Annotated in this window: 17 protein-coding genes and 1 tRNA gene; 11 read left to right on the top strand and 7 right to left on the bottom strand. The window is 40.1% G+C overall.

What is annotated here, in order from left to right; genetic code table 11:
- The first annotated feature begins 172 nt into the window (after window positions 1-172).
- From LPTSP_RS13070 to LPTSP_RS13030, 9 genes are all read left to right on the top strand, one after another.
- Window positions 173-1,123 carry an LIC_13346 family putative lipoprotein gene (locus LPTSP_RS13070; RefSeq protein ID WP_108929155.1) on the top strand — a complete coding sequence of 317 codons (951 nt, stop codon included), beginning with the start codon at window positions 173-175 and terminating at the stop codon, window positions 1,121-1,123.
- A complete protein-coding gene (gene gltX / locus LPTSP_RS13065; RefSeq protein ID WP_108929154.1) occupies window positions 1,110-2,669 on the top strand; it encodes a glutamate--tRNA ligase in 1,560 nt (519 codons plus the stop codon). Before LPTSP_RS13070 ends, gltX begins: the two co-directional genes overlap by 14 nt.
- Before the next feature lie 78 nt (window positions 2,670-2,747).
- Window positions 2,748-3,329 carry an ATP-binding protein gene (locus tag LPTSP_RS13060; protein WP_174704464.1) on the top strand — a complete coding sequence of 194 codons (582 nt, stop codon included), beginning with the start codon at window positions 2,748-2,750 and terminating at the stop codon, window positions 3,327-3,329.
- A 2-nt stretch (window positions 3,330-3,331) separates the two neighbouring features.
- Window positions 3,332-4,171 carry a DUF455 family protein gene (locus LPTSP_RS13055; protein ID WP_108929152.1) on the top strand — a complete coding sequence of 280 codons (840 nt, stop codon included), beginning with the start codon at window positions 3,332-3,334 and terminating at the stop codon, window positions 4,169-4,171.
- Between the two features lie 56 nt (window positions 4,172-4,227).
- Window positions 4,228-5,370, top strand: coding sequence for an LIC13341 family surface-exposed protein (locus LPTSP_RS13050; RefSeq protein ID WP_108929151.1), 1,143 nt, complete (start codon window positions 4,228-4,230; stop codon window positions 5,368-5,370).
- A 15-nt stretch (window positions 5,371-5,385) separates the two neighbouring features.
- Window positions 5,386-6,048, top strand: coding sequence for an FFLEELY motif protein (locus LPTSP_RS13045; protein ID WP_108929150.1), 663 nt, complete (start codon window positions 5,386-5,388; stop codon window positions 6,046-6,048).
- Complete coding sequence (locus tag LPTSP_RS13040) at window positions 6,045-6,773, top strand: flagellar motor protein MotB (RefSeq protein ID WP_108929149.1); 729 nt, start codon at window positions 6,045-6,047, stop codon at window positions 6,771-6,773. Before LPTSP_RS13045 ends, LPTSP_RS13040 begins: the two co-directional genes overlap by 4 nt.
- Window positions 6,774-6,776: 3 nt before the next feature.
- Window positions 6,777-7,238 carry an LA_2478/LA_2722/LA_4182 family protein gene (locus LPTSP_RS13035; RefSeq protein WP_108929148.1) on the top strand — a complete coding sequence of 154 codons (462 nt, stop codon included), beginning with the start codon at window positions 6,777-6,779 and terminating at the stop codon, window positions 7,236-7,238.
- Window positions 7,239-7,322: 84 nt separating this feature from the next.
- Window positions 7,323-8,318: a M14 family zinc carboxypeptidase gene (locus tag LPTSP_RS13030; protein WP_108929147.1), complete on the top strand. Its 996-nt coding sequence runs from the start codon at window positions 7,323-7,325 to the stop codon at window positions 8,316-8,318.
- A 21-nt stretch (window positions 8,319-8,339) separates the two neighbouring features.
- Here LPTSP_RS13030 and LPTSP_RS13025 read toward each other — a convergent pair whose 3' ends face one another.
- Both LPTSP_RS13025 and LPTSP_RS13020 read right to left on the bottom strand, forming a co-directional pair.
- On the bottom strand, window positions 8,340-9,158 hold the full coding sequence (locus tag LPTSP_RS13025) for an RNA polymerase sigma factor (RefSeq protein ID WP_108929146.1): 819 nt from the start codon (window positions 9,156-9,158) through the stop codon (window positions 8,340-8,342).
- A gap of 1 nt (window position 9,159) precedes the next feature.
- The gene (locus LPTSP_RS13020) at window positions 9,160-9,642 is read right to left on the bottom strand and encodes a nuclear transport factor 2 family protein (protein ID WP_108929145.1); all 483 of its coding nucleotides are present in this window, start codon (window positions 9,640-9,642) and stop codon (window positions 9,160-9,162) included.
- A 360-nt stretch (window positions 9,643-10,002) separates the two neighbouring features.
- On the opposite strand from LPTSP_RS13020, the gene LPTSP_RS13015 reads away from it, so the two are divergent.
- Window positions 10,003-11,583, top strand: a complete 1,581-nt coding sequence (locus tag LPTSP_RS13015) for a 7TM diverse intracellular signaling domain-containing protein (protein ID WP_245915567.1) — start codon at window positions 10,003-10,005, stop codon at window positions 11,581-11,583.
- Here LPTSP_RS13015 and LPTSP_RS13010 read toward each other — a convergent pair.
- The 5 genes from LPTSP_RS13010 to LPTSP_RS12990 all read right to left on the bottom strand — a co-directional run bounded on the left by LPTSP_RS13010 (window position 11,578) and on the right by LPTSP_RS12990 (window position 15,318).
- Complete coding sequence (locus tag LPTSP_RS13010) at window positions 11,578-12,759, bottom strand: pyridoxal phosphate-dependent aminotransferase (protein WP_108929143.1); 1,182 nt, start codon at window positions 12,757-12,759, stop codon at window positions 11,578-11,580. The two genes, LPTSP_RS13015 and LPTSP_RS13010, sit on opposite strands and share 6 nt — an antisense overlap.
- Before the next feature lie 9 nt (window positions 12,760-12,768).
- Window positions 12,769-12,999 carry a DUF2905 domain-containing protein gene (locus tag LPTSP_RS13005; RefSeq protein WP_108929142.1) on the bottom strand — a complete coding sequence of 77 codons (231 nt, stop codon included), beginning with the start codon at window positions 12,997-12,999 and terminating at the stop codon, window positions 12,769-12,771.
- A gap of 24 nt (window positions 13,000-13,023) precedes the next feature.
- Window positions 13,024-13,113 (bottom strand) — tRNA-Ser (locus LPTSP_RS13000).
- A gap of 80 nt (window positions 13,114-13,193) precedes the next feature.
- Window positions 13,194-14,747, bottom strand: coding sequence for an FAD-dependent oxidoreductase (locus LPTSP_RS12995; RefSeq protein WP_108929141.1), 1,554 nt, complete (start codon window positions 14,745-14,747; stop codon window positions 13,194-13,196).
- Window positions 14,737-15,318 (bottom strand): twin-arginine translocation signal domain-containing protein, encoded by a 582-nt coding sequence (locus tag LPTSP_RS12990; RefSeq protein ID WP_108929140.1) that lies wholly within the window; start codon window positions 15,316-15,318, stop codon window positions 14,737-14,739. The genes LPTSP_RS12995 and LPTSP_RS12990 overlap by 11 nt, the downstream gene beginning before the upstream one ends.
- Before the next feature lie 103 nt (window positions 15,319-15,421).
- Between LPTSP_RS12990 and LPTSP_RS12985 the strand changes: the two genes are divergently transcribed.
- Window positions 15,422-15,655: a ferredoxin gene (locus tag LPTSP_RS12985; protein WP_108929139.1), complete on the top strand. Its 234-nt coding sequence runs from the start codon at window positions 15,422-15,424 to the stop codon at window positions 15,653-15,655.
- The last annotated feature ends 300 nt before the right edge of the window (window positions 15,656-15,955 follow it).

Genomic DNA, 15,955 nt, shown 5'->3' with positions numbered 1-15,955 from the left:
ACTACCCGAATTCGTACATACTTTTTAGGAAGAATTCGACTCAAGTTGCAGTAATTCTTACTTTCTCGTTGGGAAACACCGATAAGGAAAGAAAATTTCCCGGTTTTTCCTTGAAGATTCGGACTAAAACGAGAAGTTTTTCAAGAAATCCTCTTTTTCCGGCTGTATTTTTTTGGAACCGAAGTCTCGATCTTATCGCACAGCAATATTCTTTTCACTAGGTTTGACCTATTTAATTTTTCTAATGTCCTGTTCTCTTTTGACGGAATGGACGGAAGAAAAACCTTTAGTTTCCGATCTTCCCAGTATTCGGATTTATTCTAATATCAGTTCGATTCCTGCAAGCTCTGAATCTTTTCGGAACCAACCTGGCCATCTCAGATATTTAATACTGCTGACCCAAGCTTCTAAGGAAAAAATTTGGACGGGAGAAGTTGATTTTTGGGAAACAAGAGAAGATTTTCACACCTCTCTTCCTAAAGGGATCGTTTTTCCGAAACTAAGTTTTAAGGCTTCTTTATTCTCCGGTTCCGCAAGATTAGAAGAAGGAGAATCTTCTAATCCAAAACAAGTTTCCTTTCATCCCCAAGGAGTTCTTTCTTGGAATTGGGAAGGAGAAAGTTTCAAATCTGGGATGCACACTTCTTCTCCTAAACAACTCAATGTTTCCGATTGGGGAATCCTGTATAATTTTTCCCAATCAGGGATCGTATGGGTCGCCAAAGAATATAGAAGTTTAGGTAAGAATGTAGAATTGAATTGGGAAAATGTGCGTAATAGCCGGACCAGCTTGACTACGGATTATACGAGCCCAGGTGGCAGAAGTTTTCCATACGCGGACTACGATTATAAGAACCAAATATTCCAATATGTAAATTTGGTAGAAGGTAGACTTCCGGTTTGGACGTTCAGAGAAGAAGGTGAATATCGTTGGGCTTGGGGAATTCTTCCCGAAGACCTATTATCTTCTAAGAACGTATCCCAATGGAAACAAAAGAGAAGGGAAGAATTCGTAACTATGCATTTTTATGATACCACGAATAATATTCCGTTTACTGCCTCAGCCGATTTGAAGAACTATCCAATCATCCTCTTAAAAGATTACGACAATGCCAGAAAATAAGGAAGTTAGAACCAGGTTCGCACCGTCACCTACCGGTTTCCTTCATGTGGGCGGAGCTAGAACCGCTTTATTCAATTACTTATACGCCAAAGCACAAGGCGGAAAATTTCTATTAAGGATAGAAGATACGGATCAAACCAGATCCACTGAAGAATCTTTTAAAACCATCCTTGAATCCTTAAAATGGTTGGGGATTGAATGGGATGAGGGTCCTCATGCAGGAGGTCCATACGGTCCTTATATACAATCCGAAAGGATCTCCATCTATAAAGAATATACGGAGAAGTTGATCTCCGAAGGAAAAGCTTACCGCTGCTTCTGTACCCAAGAAGAATTAGAAGCAAAGAAAAAACAGGCGGAGGCAATGGGAGTCCCTTACGTTTACGACGGACTTCACGCCAACATGAGCGAAGCAGAAGTTCAGGAAAAACTAAAAGCTGGAATTCCTTATTCTGTCCGTTTCAAAACTCCTTCTAAGACATTGATTTTCGATGATATCATCCAAGGAAAAGTGAAGTTCGAAACAAAACTGATCGGGGACTTCATCATTGTAAAATCCGACGGTTTTCCTTCTTACAATTACGCTGTGGTTGTGGACGACGGGCTCATGAAAATTTCTCATGTGATCCGTGGAGTGGGACACCTTTCTAATACACCTCGCCAGATCTTGATTTATGAGGCACTGGGTTTCCCTGTGCCTGAGTTTGCTCACGCTTCCGAGATCGTTGGGATGGACGGTAAAAAATTGTCTAAACGTGCGGGAGCGACTTCTATATTAGCATTTCGTGATTTAGGTTATTTGCCTGAGACATTCTTGAATTATATGGCTCTGCTAGGTTGGACTTCTCCAGATGGTCAGGAATATCTGCCCGGGGATATTCTTCCAAAAACTTTCGATGTACATCGCTGTTCCAAGTCACCTTCTACTTTCGATGTGTTCAAAAAACCGAAAGGAGACGAAGAAATTGCAACTAACTTCTCGAGCCTAGATCAGATCGCAGAGGCGATGAACCCTAAGTCTAAATTGAATTGGCTTTCTAATAAATACATCAGAGAACTCCCGATCCAAAAAGTGGCGGAAAGCTTGGCTCCATTTTTAGAGAACAGAACGGATATTCCGGCGGAATACAGAGACCCTAAGAACAAGGAATTACATTCTTTAGTCGATAGTGTGAGAGTGTATCTAGACAATTTACGCCAAGCTCCCGACTATATTGCGGAATTTTTCGTATCCGACCTAAAGGTTGAGGATGGAGAAGCGAAAGAAATTCTTTCCCAAGAATTTTCTTCCAAAGTTGTCTACACATTTTACGAATTATTAAAAAAGTCGGATCCTAAAACCGATGAGGATTATAAGGCTTTGATGACCCAAGCGGGAGAACAGACCGGCCAAAAGGGAAAAACACTCTTTATGCCGATCCGGGTTTCCGCGACAGGAAAAGCTCACGGACTCGAGTTACCTATCCTATTTCCCCTCTTAGGGAAGGAAAAGCTACTCAAACGAATAGAGAAAATCTCGGTACAAGTAGGAATTTCTTTACCTTAAGATTTTTTCGGGGGTTTTTTGTTGCAAAACCCCCCTTTCGGTCTGTATTACTATACTAAGGGACTTCTCAGATAAGAAATGAGGGATACGGCCGATTCACTTTTGGTTAAACATCATTCGGGTTCGTACGTTATGTTCCTGCCTCCTGATTTATCAAGTATTCGGGAGTTCAGAAGAGCACTTCGTCAATCTTTAGAAGAAAATACATTCATCTCCAAAGATATCCAGCAGATCGAGTTAGCTGCAGACGAGGCTCTCACCAATTCTATTTCCGCAAATTGTAATTCTAGTTCCGAAGAAACTATCATCTGCAGATGGATCGTTAACAATTCTAAGTTTACTTTATGGATCGTGGACTATGGTTCCGGCCTGAAAAAAGAAAAGATAGAAGAGCAGATAACGGAAGCTAAACCTTCTTCTCTCCAAGAGTTCTTAAAAAAAGTAAAAACCTACCAAGAAGGTAAATGTGAGGTGCTTCCAAATAGAGGAAAGCTTACCCAACATAAAAACTTAGGTAAAGGTTTACTCATTATGCAATCCTTAATGGACTCGGTGAAGATCATGTATCATTGTAAAGAAGGAAGAATTTCCTCAGACCCTACTGATTCAAGTATCAGAGGATCTATTATCGAGTTGGCATTCGATTCTAAAAAACACTGACCTTGACTTTAAACGAATACGCCCAATTTCTTTTAAGTTCTCCCAATCTAGAGGATAAGTTATACTCTCCTGAAAAAATGCCGGAAGATATTCTCTGGCCCAATTTTGCTCCTAAGGACAGACCGGAAAGATCTCCTAAATTATCTTTCTCGGATAAAAAATCAAAAATGCCCCGAGTGGAACATTTGAATTCTGAAGAGAATAGAATACTTTCGCTTCATCATTTTGCAAATCATGAACTGATGGCTGTTGAGATATTTGCTTGGGCCATATTAAAATTTCAGAATGCTCCTTCTTCCGTTCGCAAAAGTTTGTTCAAGACGATTCTGGAAGAACAAAAACACCTTAGATTGTATTTGGATTCGATCAGAGAATGGGGAATGGATCTGGGGGATCGTCCTCTCAATTATATCTTCTGGAAACAAATTCCGAACATGCAGACGTTGCAGAAATTTTTTGCGATCATGTCTCTTTCCTTCGAGGGTGCCAATTTGGATTTTTCGATGATCTACCGAAAGGCATTCGAGAAATTCGGGGACCAGAAACGGGCCGATATAATGCAGATCGTTCATGATGACGAGATCCGGCATGTAAAAAGAGGGGCCAAGATAGTATTCTCGGATGGGGTTTTGCAAGACCAACAATGGGAGAAGTATCTGGATCTTTTGACACATCCATTTACTCCCCGAAGGGCAAAGGGATTTTTATATTTTCCGGAGCTTAGGACCAAAGCAGGATTATCTGTCGAGTTTGCGGAGGCCTTAGGAGCGTATACGGACGAATACGATGGTACTACAAATGCTAGGATCGTAAAAAATGTGTTCGGTATGGAGACTAATTAGGGCCTAGGAAATCGATAGACATCTGCTTTTCTTGGAAAGAAGCTGTAGTACAGAATATGTTTCGTTTTGTTTCTTTTGTCAGGATATTGATCCTTTTTTCAGTATTCATTCTTCTCATCGCTTGTAATTCAAAAACGCCATCCGATTCCAAGATCATTTCTCTTACGATCTCCGAGTCGGAAGAAAAAAGCCCGGATGTGGTCCTCAAAAAAGTAGGAAACTTGGACGAGGATCCGGACTTGGAAACATTCGCCTTGGTCCGTAACGGAACCGAAGAGATACTCGCAGTTTTCAAAAAACAAAACGGAGAATGGATTCTCAAATCCAAAATAGGTTTTAATCTTCTTAATATCGGGCCATTTGTTCACGATCCAAAATCTTCCTCTTGGAAAGCGGGAGAAGACGAGAATACAAAAGAGTCCGGCTATGTAGTTAAAAGAATTCTAATGGAAGAACTTCCTGGAGATTCTTTCAATTCTCTCTTTTTAGAAGTTTTAAGTGAAGAACCTCCTTTAGGGCTTTTTTCCGTTCCATACGTGATCAGAAAAGGTGAGAAAATTTTAGATGGTCTCGCTTCTTTAAAGGACCATCAGTTTTTGGCAAAATCAAAACGTATCGATTTCTCTTATAATAAGGAAGAAAAGAACCTTACCATTTTTCCGAACAATAGAACTTACGCGCAAAATTTTAACTTCAATGGATGGGAATTGGTGCCGGATGTTCCGAGTGTGGCCGCTCCAGGATTATTAAGTGTAGAAGTTCCTTCCGAATGGAAAAAGGACGTAGCGTCCGAAGTTGTGATCTGGTTTAAGAACAGAGGATCTTATTCCGGTACAACTTATATCACTCTTTCATTTCCCCAAGGAGGAAAAGTAGAGGTGGATTCAGGTAAAGAGGGATTGAGATATTATTCTCCTGGATCCTCCGTATATTCTTTCGAAAAAAAATATATCAACTCTAAAGTTCCACTATTAGAAATTACGAAAGAAGGTTGGGCAAGAAATCATAAATATGGAGTTCGATTTAAATATACTCCTGAAGCGGATGGAGTTCCGAATATATTAGTGCGCTCCAGTTCAAAATCTTATAGAGAGACGATCAATCTTCCTACGGATTACAGTTCCGTAAAAACGGAAATAGACCAACAAGGTTTCAAGAGTTATCCTCTACCTTTGGTTTCTAGAGGAAAGTCCAAATAATAATCGGATAATATAGTGAGTAGTTTCGAAGAACATAAACTTAAACATGCCAAAGTAGAGATCGTTCGAGCTCAGGTGGAAAGATTCCGTAAATTTTACGCGGACTATTTTCATCTGGAAGAAACCATCTCTATGGTGGAGTATTTTTTCGAAACTATTTACAACCTAGATGGCAAAGAAGCTTGGATGCATCTCGCCTTAGACACATACCAAAAAGTAAAAGGTATGATGAAGGAAACCACCAGAGCGAATCTAGAAACTCTAATAGAGTTAAATAATCTCACCGATCACTTGGATTCCGAAATGGCACAGTTGCTCATCCAAAGAGATTGGGACGGCAAAAAGCTTACCCGAGAAGAATACGACGATCTATATAAAGCTTACGGTCATAAAGAAGAAAGACAAAAGCAGTTAGAGATCGTTCTTCATAATCTCAGAACATTTTATGAATTAGCTCATAAACCCATCTCCGCTTATCTGATCCGTCCTGCTAGATTTATGGCATCTTTGTTAGGAGTTTCTCTTTTGTTCGATTCAGTGGAGAAGGCGTACAACGCAGTTTTACCCGTATCTCCCGAAATTTTTGTTTCTTTTATCGAGCAAGTGGAGAGAAGAGAGTCGGAATATCTCGAGTCTGCTTTTCTTAACGGGAAGCAGCCTAAGGAGTCATCTGCTTGAACGGAAGATCACGTTTTTCCAGATACAAAAAGCCTGTCGAAGCCGGAGATGAGAACCGGGACAGATGGCTTTTGACGTATGCGGATATGATCACCCTTCTTCTTGGACTTTTTATTATTTTATATTCTATTTCCCAAGTGGACCAAAACAAATTGAAACAAGTTGCCGACTTGGTCCGAGGCGGATTCGGTTTAGGAGAATCTTTTTTCGAAGGTTCCAATATCACATTAGAAGAGGATCCTTTATTACAACCAAGGACACAAATGTTTCGCTTCTGGGAAAGGATCTCGTACGCATTAAAAAAGCTGAAAGAGAAAACGAAATTATTCATTGGTATCAATGAAACAGAAGAGATCAGAATCCAAGTATTCGCGCCTTCCTTGGGCGAAGGTGAATTTCATCCGGATGAGGATACCGACTTCACTTTCAAAAAAGTAGCAGAAGTGGCGCAAGGTATGGATGTGGACATCACTTTAAGAGTCCAAGTTCCTTATGCTGAACAAGCTGGCCAAGGTTTTAGAAATACTTGGGAATACAATGCACATCGTGCAAGTTTGATCGCTGAAACCTTGTCTGAAAAATACGGCATTTCGAGAGATAGACTTTCCGTCCAAGCATATCATGGATTTAGAAAGTTAGGACCGGAAGAAGGTCCTAGCCCGGAAGTAAAAGCTTCCCAAGAAAGAATAGAAATTATCATTCGCAAACGGGGTAAGGAAGAATAAGGAATGATCTCTAAAATAAATAAAACTTTAATTCCTTTCGGATTGGTCCTCGTATTGATGGGAACCTTCTTCTCATTCGGTTGTTCCAAAAAGAAAAAAGTTCCGGCTGCTGTGGAATCTATTTGGAAAACGGATCAGGAAGGAGTAGAGAATTCCAGCGGGTTTGCATGGGTCTCCAAGTATTGTGAGAAGGTCAGGCAATGTGCGGATCCGGATATGAAAACCTTGGATCCTGACTCGGAAGCAATTCTGGAAAAAAGATTAAGAAAGGATTTTTGTTTAGAAAAATTTAAAGAATCCAAAGTGTATACATTGGCCGCACAAGAACCTAAATTGGTTTTAAATAGGACTATTTCCTGTTTGAAAGCTGCAACGGAAGCAGATTGTTCTTTGATCAAAAAAGGAGTTTCTGAACTTTCGGAAGATTGTAAATGGTTACAAGCTCTTCAAAACTCTAAAGAATAAAAATATAAAGGTCTGATAAGAGACCCGGGTTTTAAAACCCAACCGTGGACAAAAGATACGATCTGAAATTTTCGGAGGCGAACCTTGCTCAGAGGTATCAAAAGACTGAATCGATACGAGAAAAGATTGCTCAGGATTGCAAAACTGGGCGGCAAACTCGTAAAAATCAACCAAGCAGGTTTTTCCAGAAGAACCGACGAAGGTTTTCGTTTTCCGATCTATAGTTTGGAGATAGGGACCAAAGAAGGTCTGGAAAAACATCCTGTAGGGATTACTGCAGGCGTTCATGGATTAGAAACCATAGGCATCCAGATCCTGATCGATTTTTTGGAATATATCATTAGCCCTAAGTCCACTGGTTTCCTTCCTGAATTAAAAAAAGGTAAATTAGGATTAATTGTTATTCCAATCGTGAACCCCGGAGGAGTTGCCGCAAAGACTAGGGCGAATCCCGGTGGAGTGGACCTGATGAGAAACTCAGGGATAGACGCGGAGAAACCTCTTCCTTTTTTCGGAGGCCAAAAGTTCTCTAATAAACTTCCTTATTTCAGGGGTTATGGATTAGAGCCTGAGTCTAGGACACTTTCCAGAACTGTTTTCGAAAAATTCTTTCATGTACAAGATTCTATTCTGCCTGTCCTGGATCTTCATTCAGGCTTCGGAACCGTGGACAATGTTTGGTGGCCGTATGCCTATACTCATAGGCCTTGTTCCGATACTCCTTTGTATGAGAAGATCGCCTCTCACTTTAAAGATCATTGCGGCCATATCAATTTTGCTTATGGTCCTCAGAGTGCGAGTTATACTACTCATGGAGATCTTTGGGATAAGTTTTACGATCATTACCAAGAATTGTATTCTGAACAAGAGAGTTGGAGTTCCAAATTTCTTCCTTTAACATTGGAAGTGGGAACTTGGTCAGATATCAAAGAAGAACCTATGAAGTTATTTTCTAAAAAAGGGATCTTTAGACCGGCCGAACATAATAAGAGCGAAGTATTGACCAGATATAGAGGTTTCTTAAGAGATTTTGTGCGCTTAGGTCTGACAAAGCCCAAAGACTGGACGGAAGCTGAGTAGTTCTTCGAATATTTCGAGAATTTAAGAAGCTCCCAATTTTTCTAAAATTTCCTTGGGTGTTTCGTAAATCCCTTGGCTTTTATAGATCCAGGCGAGTCTATCCAGCTCTTTTAAATGTTCTAATACTTTAGAATCTTCTAAACTAGGACTTTTCTTTTTTAACCTTTTCAGTTCCGTAAAGAAAGAAACATTATCCCTGTTCCGATCTAAAAGATGCCCGGACAATCCTATACAAGGACAGGACCTTTTATTATCGATCCACATCCCACATTCTTTGGATAGAAACTCTGACAGTTTCTTTTTGGATCTCGACAATTTTTGGCGGAAGTTTTCGGAACTGATACTCAAAATTTCGGCTCCTTCTTCGCTACTCATTCCATAAACCGAGGATAGAACGAATACTATCCTGTCCGCGGAATTCAATTTTAATAAAACTGCATGTACACAACCGAATCGGATCTCTTCTTCCAAGATTTTATCTTCTATCTGATCTTCTAGGGAGATAGAATTCGGCTTAGATAGATATTCTTGGCGTATTCTACTTAAATGTACAATATTCTTAGGTCTTTTAATTGTAAGAAGATGATTGCTCGCGATGGAATATACCCAAGTAGTGAACTTGCTCTCGAATCGGAATCCGGAAAGTTTATTAGAAATTTTGAATAATATTTCTTGGGTCGCATCTTCCGCTTCTTGAGGATCCCATAACATTCTTAAAGAAAGATTAAAGATATAGTCTTGGATCTTTTCCAAAAGAACTTCCATCGCCCTAGGTCTTCCTTCTAGGGCGATCCGGATCGTATCCGTAAACTCGTCTTGTATGGTTACGGATTTTTCCATTCTAAGCTTTGATCCCTTTTTTCCTAAGATAATGTTCCAAATTTCTGGCGGCCTCTGATCTGACCTTTCCTTGGATTAAAGGTGTCCACCCCAAAAGAACTCCGGGAGCGCCTAAAGCCATTCTGGTCCATTTCCAGAGAGGAAATCTATCCTTTTGTTTGACTACTTTTCCGTTTTTAAATTGGAATTCGGATTTGATATGGTTTTGGACCTGCCTTCCTGTTTTTGAGAACAGATAAGTTGCCACCCAGTATGCGGTTCCGGTTTCAGCACTAGCATTTGCTTCAACCAATTCTATCGTGGCGTTCGGATCCATTCTTTCTAAGAGCATGGACCACATTCCAGGCACCGCGCCTCCTTTCAATTTAGGAAATACCGGATCTGAAAATTCAGCGTCTTGTGAATAGAAGTCTGCAATACTTGCGGAATTTCTAGAATGAAAACTTTTATAAAAGTCTCTAATTTTGGCTTCGTTTGGATGCATGTTAATATCCTTTTTTGATTTCTCATAGTAGGATCGAATTTGCGGATTTGGTGTGACTGGATTTTGGAAGAATTTTTGGAAAAAGATAAAAAAAGGCCCGCAGATGCGGGCCTGAAAATTATTCGGACAAGCGGATTAAACTCGTCCGAGGCAAGGCGAATAGAAAACGCCATATTGGCGTTGATGTAAACTCCAGTTAACGTATATGAGTTAAGTGATAACTCTTACTGGAGAGTAACATTTCGATAATATACTAAATAGAATCGAAAATCGTTCGGAATTATATACATGAACGTTTTTTGTTTGCACCGAATCGAATTAATAAAAAAGTTTTTTTAACATATGATCCGAATTTCGTTTTTGCTTCTCGTTCTTATTTCGAGCTTCGGTTCCATCTTTGCAAAAGAACTTCCGTTCATTCTAAAAACAAACGAACATAATAAAAACATTACACCCGAACTTTACCTTTGGGAAAAAACGGATACCGAAAATGTTCCTCCACCTTCGAATCAAATTAACGGTTGGAAAAAAATTGGAGCGAACGCCTTAAATTTCAATTTTTCTAAAAGATCGTATTGGTTAAAATTCAGAATTCGATTTCGAGAAGAAATTCGTGAAAATCTTTACTTCGTAATTCGGTGGAAGGCTCACGATCTAGCTGAATTATATACCCCAAATGGGGTAAGTCCATTACAAAGAGTAGGGGATACATTATCAAAAAGTGATTGGCCTGTGAAAAATGTTCTCTATCCGACCTTGCTTTTGCAAGGAGAGCCTGGAGAAGAAAAAGAATTTATCGTTAGAATCAAATCAGAATCCATTATGTCATTTCCGATCGATATTATGGATGAGGCGGGGGTCCGGGCAAATCTCGCGATCGAAACCGGAGTATTTTCTCTTTCCGCGTGCTTATATGGGATGCTAATCCTTGTCGCCTTGCTGTATTATAGAGCAACAGAATATAAGGAATTTCTACTATATACCTGCTATGCTTTCTGTATGGGAGCTTCTTACGACGTAAATTACGGAAATGCGATAGAGCTTTTTTGGGAAGACTCCCCTCTTTGGGCCGAGAAAGTGAATTACTTCTTCTTTAATTTGGGCGGTCTATTTGGATTCCAATTTATCCGAAAGTTTTTGGAAACAGAAACATTTTTGCCCTGGGTCGATCGGATCTTATTTTTTTTCGCACTAGTTCTGGGTCTTACCCTTCCACTCATCTTCATGATGGAAACCATTGCGTATCTCACCCTGACCAACGAGATCATTTATTCCATTTCTATCCCAATGATATTGATTTCAGGGATCTATCTGAGAGGGAGGGGGAATCGTAAATTAAACCTGTTTTTGGTTTCCTGGGGAATGTATCTAACCTTAGGATATATTAGTATCTTTTACTATATGGGATATTTGGAATACGGGTTTTTCACAGTGTATTCGGTACCACTATTCTTTCCTGCGGACCTTCTTATCCTGCTTTATAATATTATCCAAAAATATTCTCAGAATTTGGAAGAGAAGAATAGCCTTTTAGAAACATTACGAGGTTTTCTAAACAAGCCTAGATACGCTCGTTCTAAGATCTCAGGTCTGGACGTGGATGAATCCCTGAATGCTCTCGAAAATCTGATGAATACTGAGAAATTGTTCGCAGAGGAAGAAGTTACCATTCAGATGGTGGCCTCTAAGATCGGTTTGAGTACTCACCAATTGTCCGAACTTCTGAATTCCAGACTGGAAATGGGATTTGCAGCTTATTTGAATTCTAAAAGGATAGAAGAAGCCAAACTTCTTCTGAAAAACGATACCGAGGATAATATTCTGAATATTGCGTTTGCAGTAGGTTTCGGTTCTAAAACTTCTTTTAATGTAGAGTTTAAGAAGGCGACCGGGCTAACTCCAAAACAATACAAAAGTTTTGTTCAAAAAGCGATTTTATAAAAACGTTGAGACCTTTTCGAGTCCTGACTGAAATAGTTCCGTTTCAGATATCAAGCTGATCACGATACTTCCTGAATCTTCTTCGAATCCGAACATAGAACCAGGGTGGACCAGTACTTTCTCTTTTTCTAATAATCTAAGACAGAATTCTTCATCATTTAAAAAGGATTCCGATTGTAATACACTATACCATCCTCCTTTGGGAGAATAGTAATCGATCCCCGGATGAGAAAAATGAAAACTTTCCAGGATCTGAAGATTTCTGCGAATTCTTCGGAGTATCTGGCTTTGGATCATATTTCTCCATTGGAATAATTCAGGAAGAGCAAGTTGAATTGGTGTTCCTACAGAAAGATAAGTATCCGAAATGATCTCCAACCTTTCCTTACATTCCTTTTTCCAATTAGTAGGACCTCCTACATGGATCCAGGAAAGTTTCATTTGGGGAAGCGCAAGTATCTTAGAGACTCCGTTTACTACAAACATGGGAAAATCAGTATGAAAGAAATCGATCTGGTTTTGATTTTCTTCATGTAGATAATCGGAAAATACTTCATCTAGGACCAATGCTATCTTTTTTGTTCTAGAAATGACTTTCAGTTTTTCAAATTCTTCAGAGGTAATAAGACTCCCCGTTGGATTATTGGGAGAAACTAAAAATAGAATTTTAGTTTTGTTTGAGATCTTTGAATTTAAGTTTTCGAAATCTATTTTCCAATCTTCGTTTTGGTTCAGTTTATAGGTGTTAAATTCTACTCCGTCTAGTAGGGACAAAAATTCAAAGAGCGGATATCCTGGAGAAGGGATGAGAACTTCTTCTCCAGCGTTGCATAATAATTTTATTAAATAGGAATATGCTTCGGAAGAGGAAGAGGTTAAGAATAAGTCTTCTTCCGAGATAGTATTACCTTTTTCTTTATAATACCCTACGATGGATCTTCTGGCATTGATAATTCCTTTAGGATTAGGATCATATTCCAGACTTTCCGGTTTTTCCAGGGAATGTAATATAGCTTCCCTCGGATAAACTAGTCCTACTTTTGTAGGATTGGAAACAGTTAAGTCGATCCAATCCTGCCCTGAGCTTTTAAAAGATCCTAAAAGAGAATATAGATCGTTCTCTCCTGGAATGAATTCAAATCTATCGCTAAAGCGAGGAGTGTTTTCCGAATCCATACGTTTTTCTTAATGTACGAATCTGTTCCAGAGATACAGAAGGAGAGAAAGTCCGATGCTGATCAGAATGGAAGTTGCGAAAGGAAAATAGAATTTGAAATTTTCTCTTTCGATCTTGAAATCCCCGGGTAAATTTCCGAGAGAAGAGATAAATGGAAGTTTTGAGCCGAAAACGATTATGGCTCCGATGATCAGGAAGAATGCCCCGATCCAAAGAAATGTTTTACCTAGCGGTTCCAAATTAGGTCCACTGGAAACAAGAACTGGCGGAGAGGGGGGGATTCGAACCCCCGGTAGGTGTTACCCTACGCTTGCTTTCCAAGCAAGTACCATAAACCGCTCGGACACCTCTCCGGTTCTTGGTTGCGATTACGATGTTTTTCCAAGGAGCGGTCCGGTCAAGGAGATTCGATCCAAAAGTTCCATGATGGCATTCAGGCCTTCTTCTCTGAAATAAATTGGGCTGCTCTTTTCGAGAATGCCATAATCGTATAGCTTGGGTCCACGGAAACTGCCGTAGGGAACACGCTGGAATCGCTTACGTATAAATTAGAAATTCCATGTACCTTATGTTTCCAATCCACGACTGAAGTTTTGGGATCCAGTCCCATTCTACATCCTCCGGCCGGATGAGGAGCAGCCATTGCCATAGAAGCTGGAGTTAATGGAAGTGAATCCACAACACCGATCTCCTCTGGTTTTGTTAAGACGGTTCTCTTCAGATCCGGAAGTATCACCTTGTATGCGCCTGCTTTAAAGTTCAGGGTGACTTGTTTGCGAATACAGTCTTTTAATATCTCTTTAGTTAGCGGTCCAAAACTGTATTGAACTTCTCTTTTGCCACCGGACTTGACTTCTATTCTGCCTAACTCGGTATCCGGATCGTCTATCCAGCCGATTGTCCCTCCAAGTCTAGGAAGTTCTTTCATGATCTCGAAATGTTCGGCTCCAAATCCCGGGACAAGAGCGCCTATCGCTCCAGGTTGCAATTGGTTGGCCATAATAAGATAGCCGCCTTCTCTGTAAGTGCCTCCTGCATAACGTGCTAGCCTAAATTCTTCCACTCCATATGCGGAAGGAATGTTTCTCCATTGTATGATCGGTTCTTTATACAGTGCATGAACGAATGGAGAAGGATTGATCGCTAAAAATTCTCCCAAAGCGGGTAACTTTCTCTTTAGTCCGTTTTTGAGAAGAAAGGTAGAACTTCCAAAACCTCCTGCTGCGACAACGACTATGTCTGCTTTAAAACGCAACCTCACTTCGGATTCTTTTTGAGAAGGTCTGTCTATCACAACCGCTTCTAATCCGACTACCTTGTCACCTTCTAACTCCAATTCTAATGCTTTAGTGTCCGCATAAAGATCCGCGCCCAAAGCCATTGCCATCGGTATATGAGTGATTAGCTGACTTTGTTTTGCTCCGAACATACAACCTTGCATACAATGTCCGGACTTTTGGCAGTTCTTGCGTGCTTGGGGAACTGGATTTCCTTCCCATCCTAATTCTTTGGAGGCCTTACGAACCAATTGGTTCATTCTATTATAATTTTCTTCTTTGGCAGGATGTACATTTAGTGTGTCGTCTAACTCTTTCCAGAATGGTTCCAGATCTTCCGTACCGTGGCCTAAGATCCCGAATTTGTCCTTCCAAAGTTCTAATCTATCTTTAGGAGTTCTATAACTGTCTGCCCAATAGTGAACGGAAGCCCCGCCTACGTTCTTTCCGTACACGATGTTTACTGTTCCATCCGCAGTGGTGGCCATGTTCCTTTCTGCGGAAACTTTACCTGCCATATTCAATTCATGATTATCGAATGATCCAGTATGATAGTAGCCTCCCTCTTCGATCAATGCTACCTTTTTCCCAGCTTTTGCTAGTTCATATGCAACGGTTGCACCTCCACAACCTGTTCCGATCACTAAAACTTCAGTGCGAATCTCTTTGGATTCGCCCAAATTTTTCCATTCGTAAATTTTACCCGACATCGGAACCTCCTACTAGTTTGCTATAATAGATCCTGGATTCACTTAACTTTTCAGGAGGATTCAGAAAAGGTCCGTCATACGAAATTGCTTTGAAAGTGGACTCATGCCCGTAGTACATTAGAAAAATCGGCATTCTTAAATTTGCCCAAACCGCTCTGACTGTATCCGAGTCGGATTGATTCAATTCGGATAAGAATTTTCTTCTGCTTTCCAAAGAAAGTTTGGAGAATCTGGAAAACTTCCAGTGAAATAAAGGAAGATATTCTAAAACCAATATTAAAGTTTTGAAGTCGTCGGATAAGAAAGGGTCTACGAAATAAAATTCTTCATCTAATCTTTCCAATACCTTTGCTTCTTTATATGTTGGAACTCCTACAGCTTCGGGTAAGATCGCTTCTGATAATGCGGCCAGGGTTTCTAATTCGGACTCAGAGAAGAATAATACTTTAGGAAGCTGTCTGGAAGATCTGTTTAAGATACAAATGGATCCCCCAAGTACTAGAGCTCCAGAACCGGCGAGTCCCAGTCTCAAGAATGTTCTGCGGGATAAAAGTGGGGCTGAATTTGCCATTGCAGTGTTTTCCTTTGATTCTTGGACTTGTCAATCCTATCCTACCCGTTTCCTAATAGAAAACCAACTTGACGTTCCAAACGTTCGATAATCCTTAGTATTCATGGCAGATAAGAATGACAAAGTTCCGGAAAATGTTCCGGGAAAGTTCTATATTGATAATAGCTGCGTTCCTTGTAATGATTGCTTGGAAGAAGCTCCTCAGCTTTTGAAATATACCGACGATGAGTCTAAAGTATATTTCCATAGACAGCCTGCCAATCCGGAAGAAGCGATTGCCGCTCGTAAAGCTATGGAGATCTGTCCAGTAGAAGCGATCGGAGACGACGGAGAATAATCCAGTCTGAAGTTTTTCGGTCTTGTCTGGATCGAAAAACTTCTTCCAAAATCCCATTACGTTTTTTTAATTCTACTTTCCTCTTTTTGATTCTTTCAAAAAGAAATAAGGCCCACGCGAAAAAAGGTTTCTTCTTCGGAACCGAATCCCCAAAAGCAGCTCACTCGTTCTAGTGCAAAAGGTTTAGTTTCGGGTAAAATTTAAAATCTTTAGATCCGTTTACTTTGCGAAAATAAAATATCTTACATTAAAGGATTTTGGTCTTTTTTATTCGCAATGTACTCGTCTTATTTGTCTTTA

This window comes from Leptospira johnsonii, from assembly GCF_003112675.1.
GTDB classification, from domain to species: domain Bacteria; phylum Spirochaetota; class Leptospiria; order Leptospirales; family Leptospiraceae; genus Leptospira_B; species Leptospira_B johnsonii.
Note: the sequence above shows the minus strand (reverse complement) of the source record. Positions and strands in the feature narration are given on the sequence as shown.

Bases quoted from the DNA above. Each gene is read 5' to 3' on its own strand.
- gltX (WP_108929154.1), top strand. From the start codon at position 1,110: ATGCCAGAAAATAAGGAAGTTAGAACCAGGTTCGCACCGTCACCTACC.
- LPTSP_RS13060 (WP_174704464.1), top strand. From the start codon at position 2,748: ATGAGGGATACGGCCGATTCACTTTTGGTTAAACATCATTCGGGTTCG.
- LPTSP_RS13050 (WP_108929151.1), top strand. From the start codon at position 4,228: ATGTTTCGTTTTGTTTCTTTTGTCAGGATATTGATCCTTTTTTCAGTA.
- LPTSP_RS13035 (WP_108929148.1), top strand. From the start codon at position 6,777: ATGATCTCTAAAATAAATAAAACTTTAATTCCTTTCGGATTGGTCCTC.
- LPTSP_RS13025 (WP_108929146.1), bottom strand. From the start codon at position 9,158: ATGGAAAAATCCGTAACCATACAAGACGAGTTTACGGATACGATCCGG.
- LPTSP_RS13020 (WP_108929145.1), bottom strand. From the start codon at position 9,642: ATGCATCCAAACGAAGCCAAAATTAGAGACTTTTATAAAAGTTTTCAT.
- LPTSP_RS13010 (WP_108929143.1), bottom strand. From the start codon at position 12,759: ATGGATTCGGAAAACACTCCTCGCTTTAGCGATAGATTTGAATTCATT.
- LPTSP_RS12995 (WP_108929141.1), bottom strand. From the start codon at position 14,747: ATGTCGGGTAAAATTTACGAATGGAAAAATTTGGGCGAATCCAAAGAG.
- LPTSP_RS12990 (WP_108929140.1), bottom strand. From the start codon at position 15,318: ATGGCAAATTCAGCCCCACTTTTATCCCGCAGAACATTCTTGAGACTG.
- LPTSP_RS12985 (WP_108929139.1), top strand. From the start codon at position 15,422: ATGGCAGATAAGAATGACAAAGTTCCGGAAAATGTTCCGGGAAAGTTC.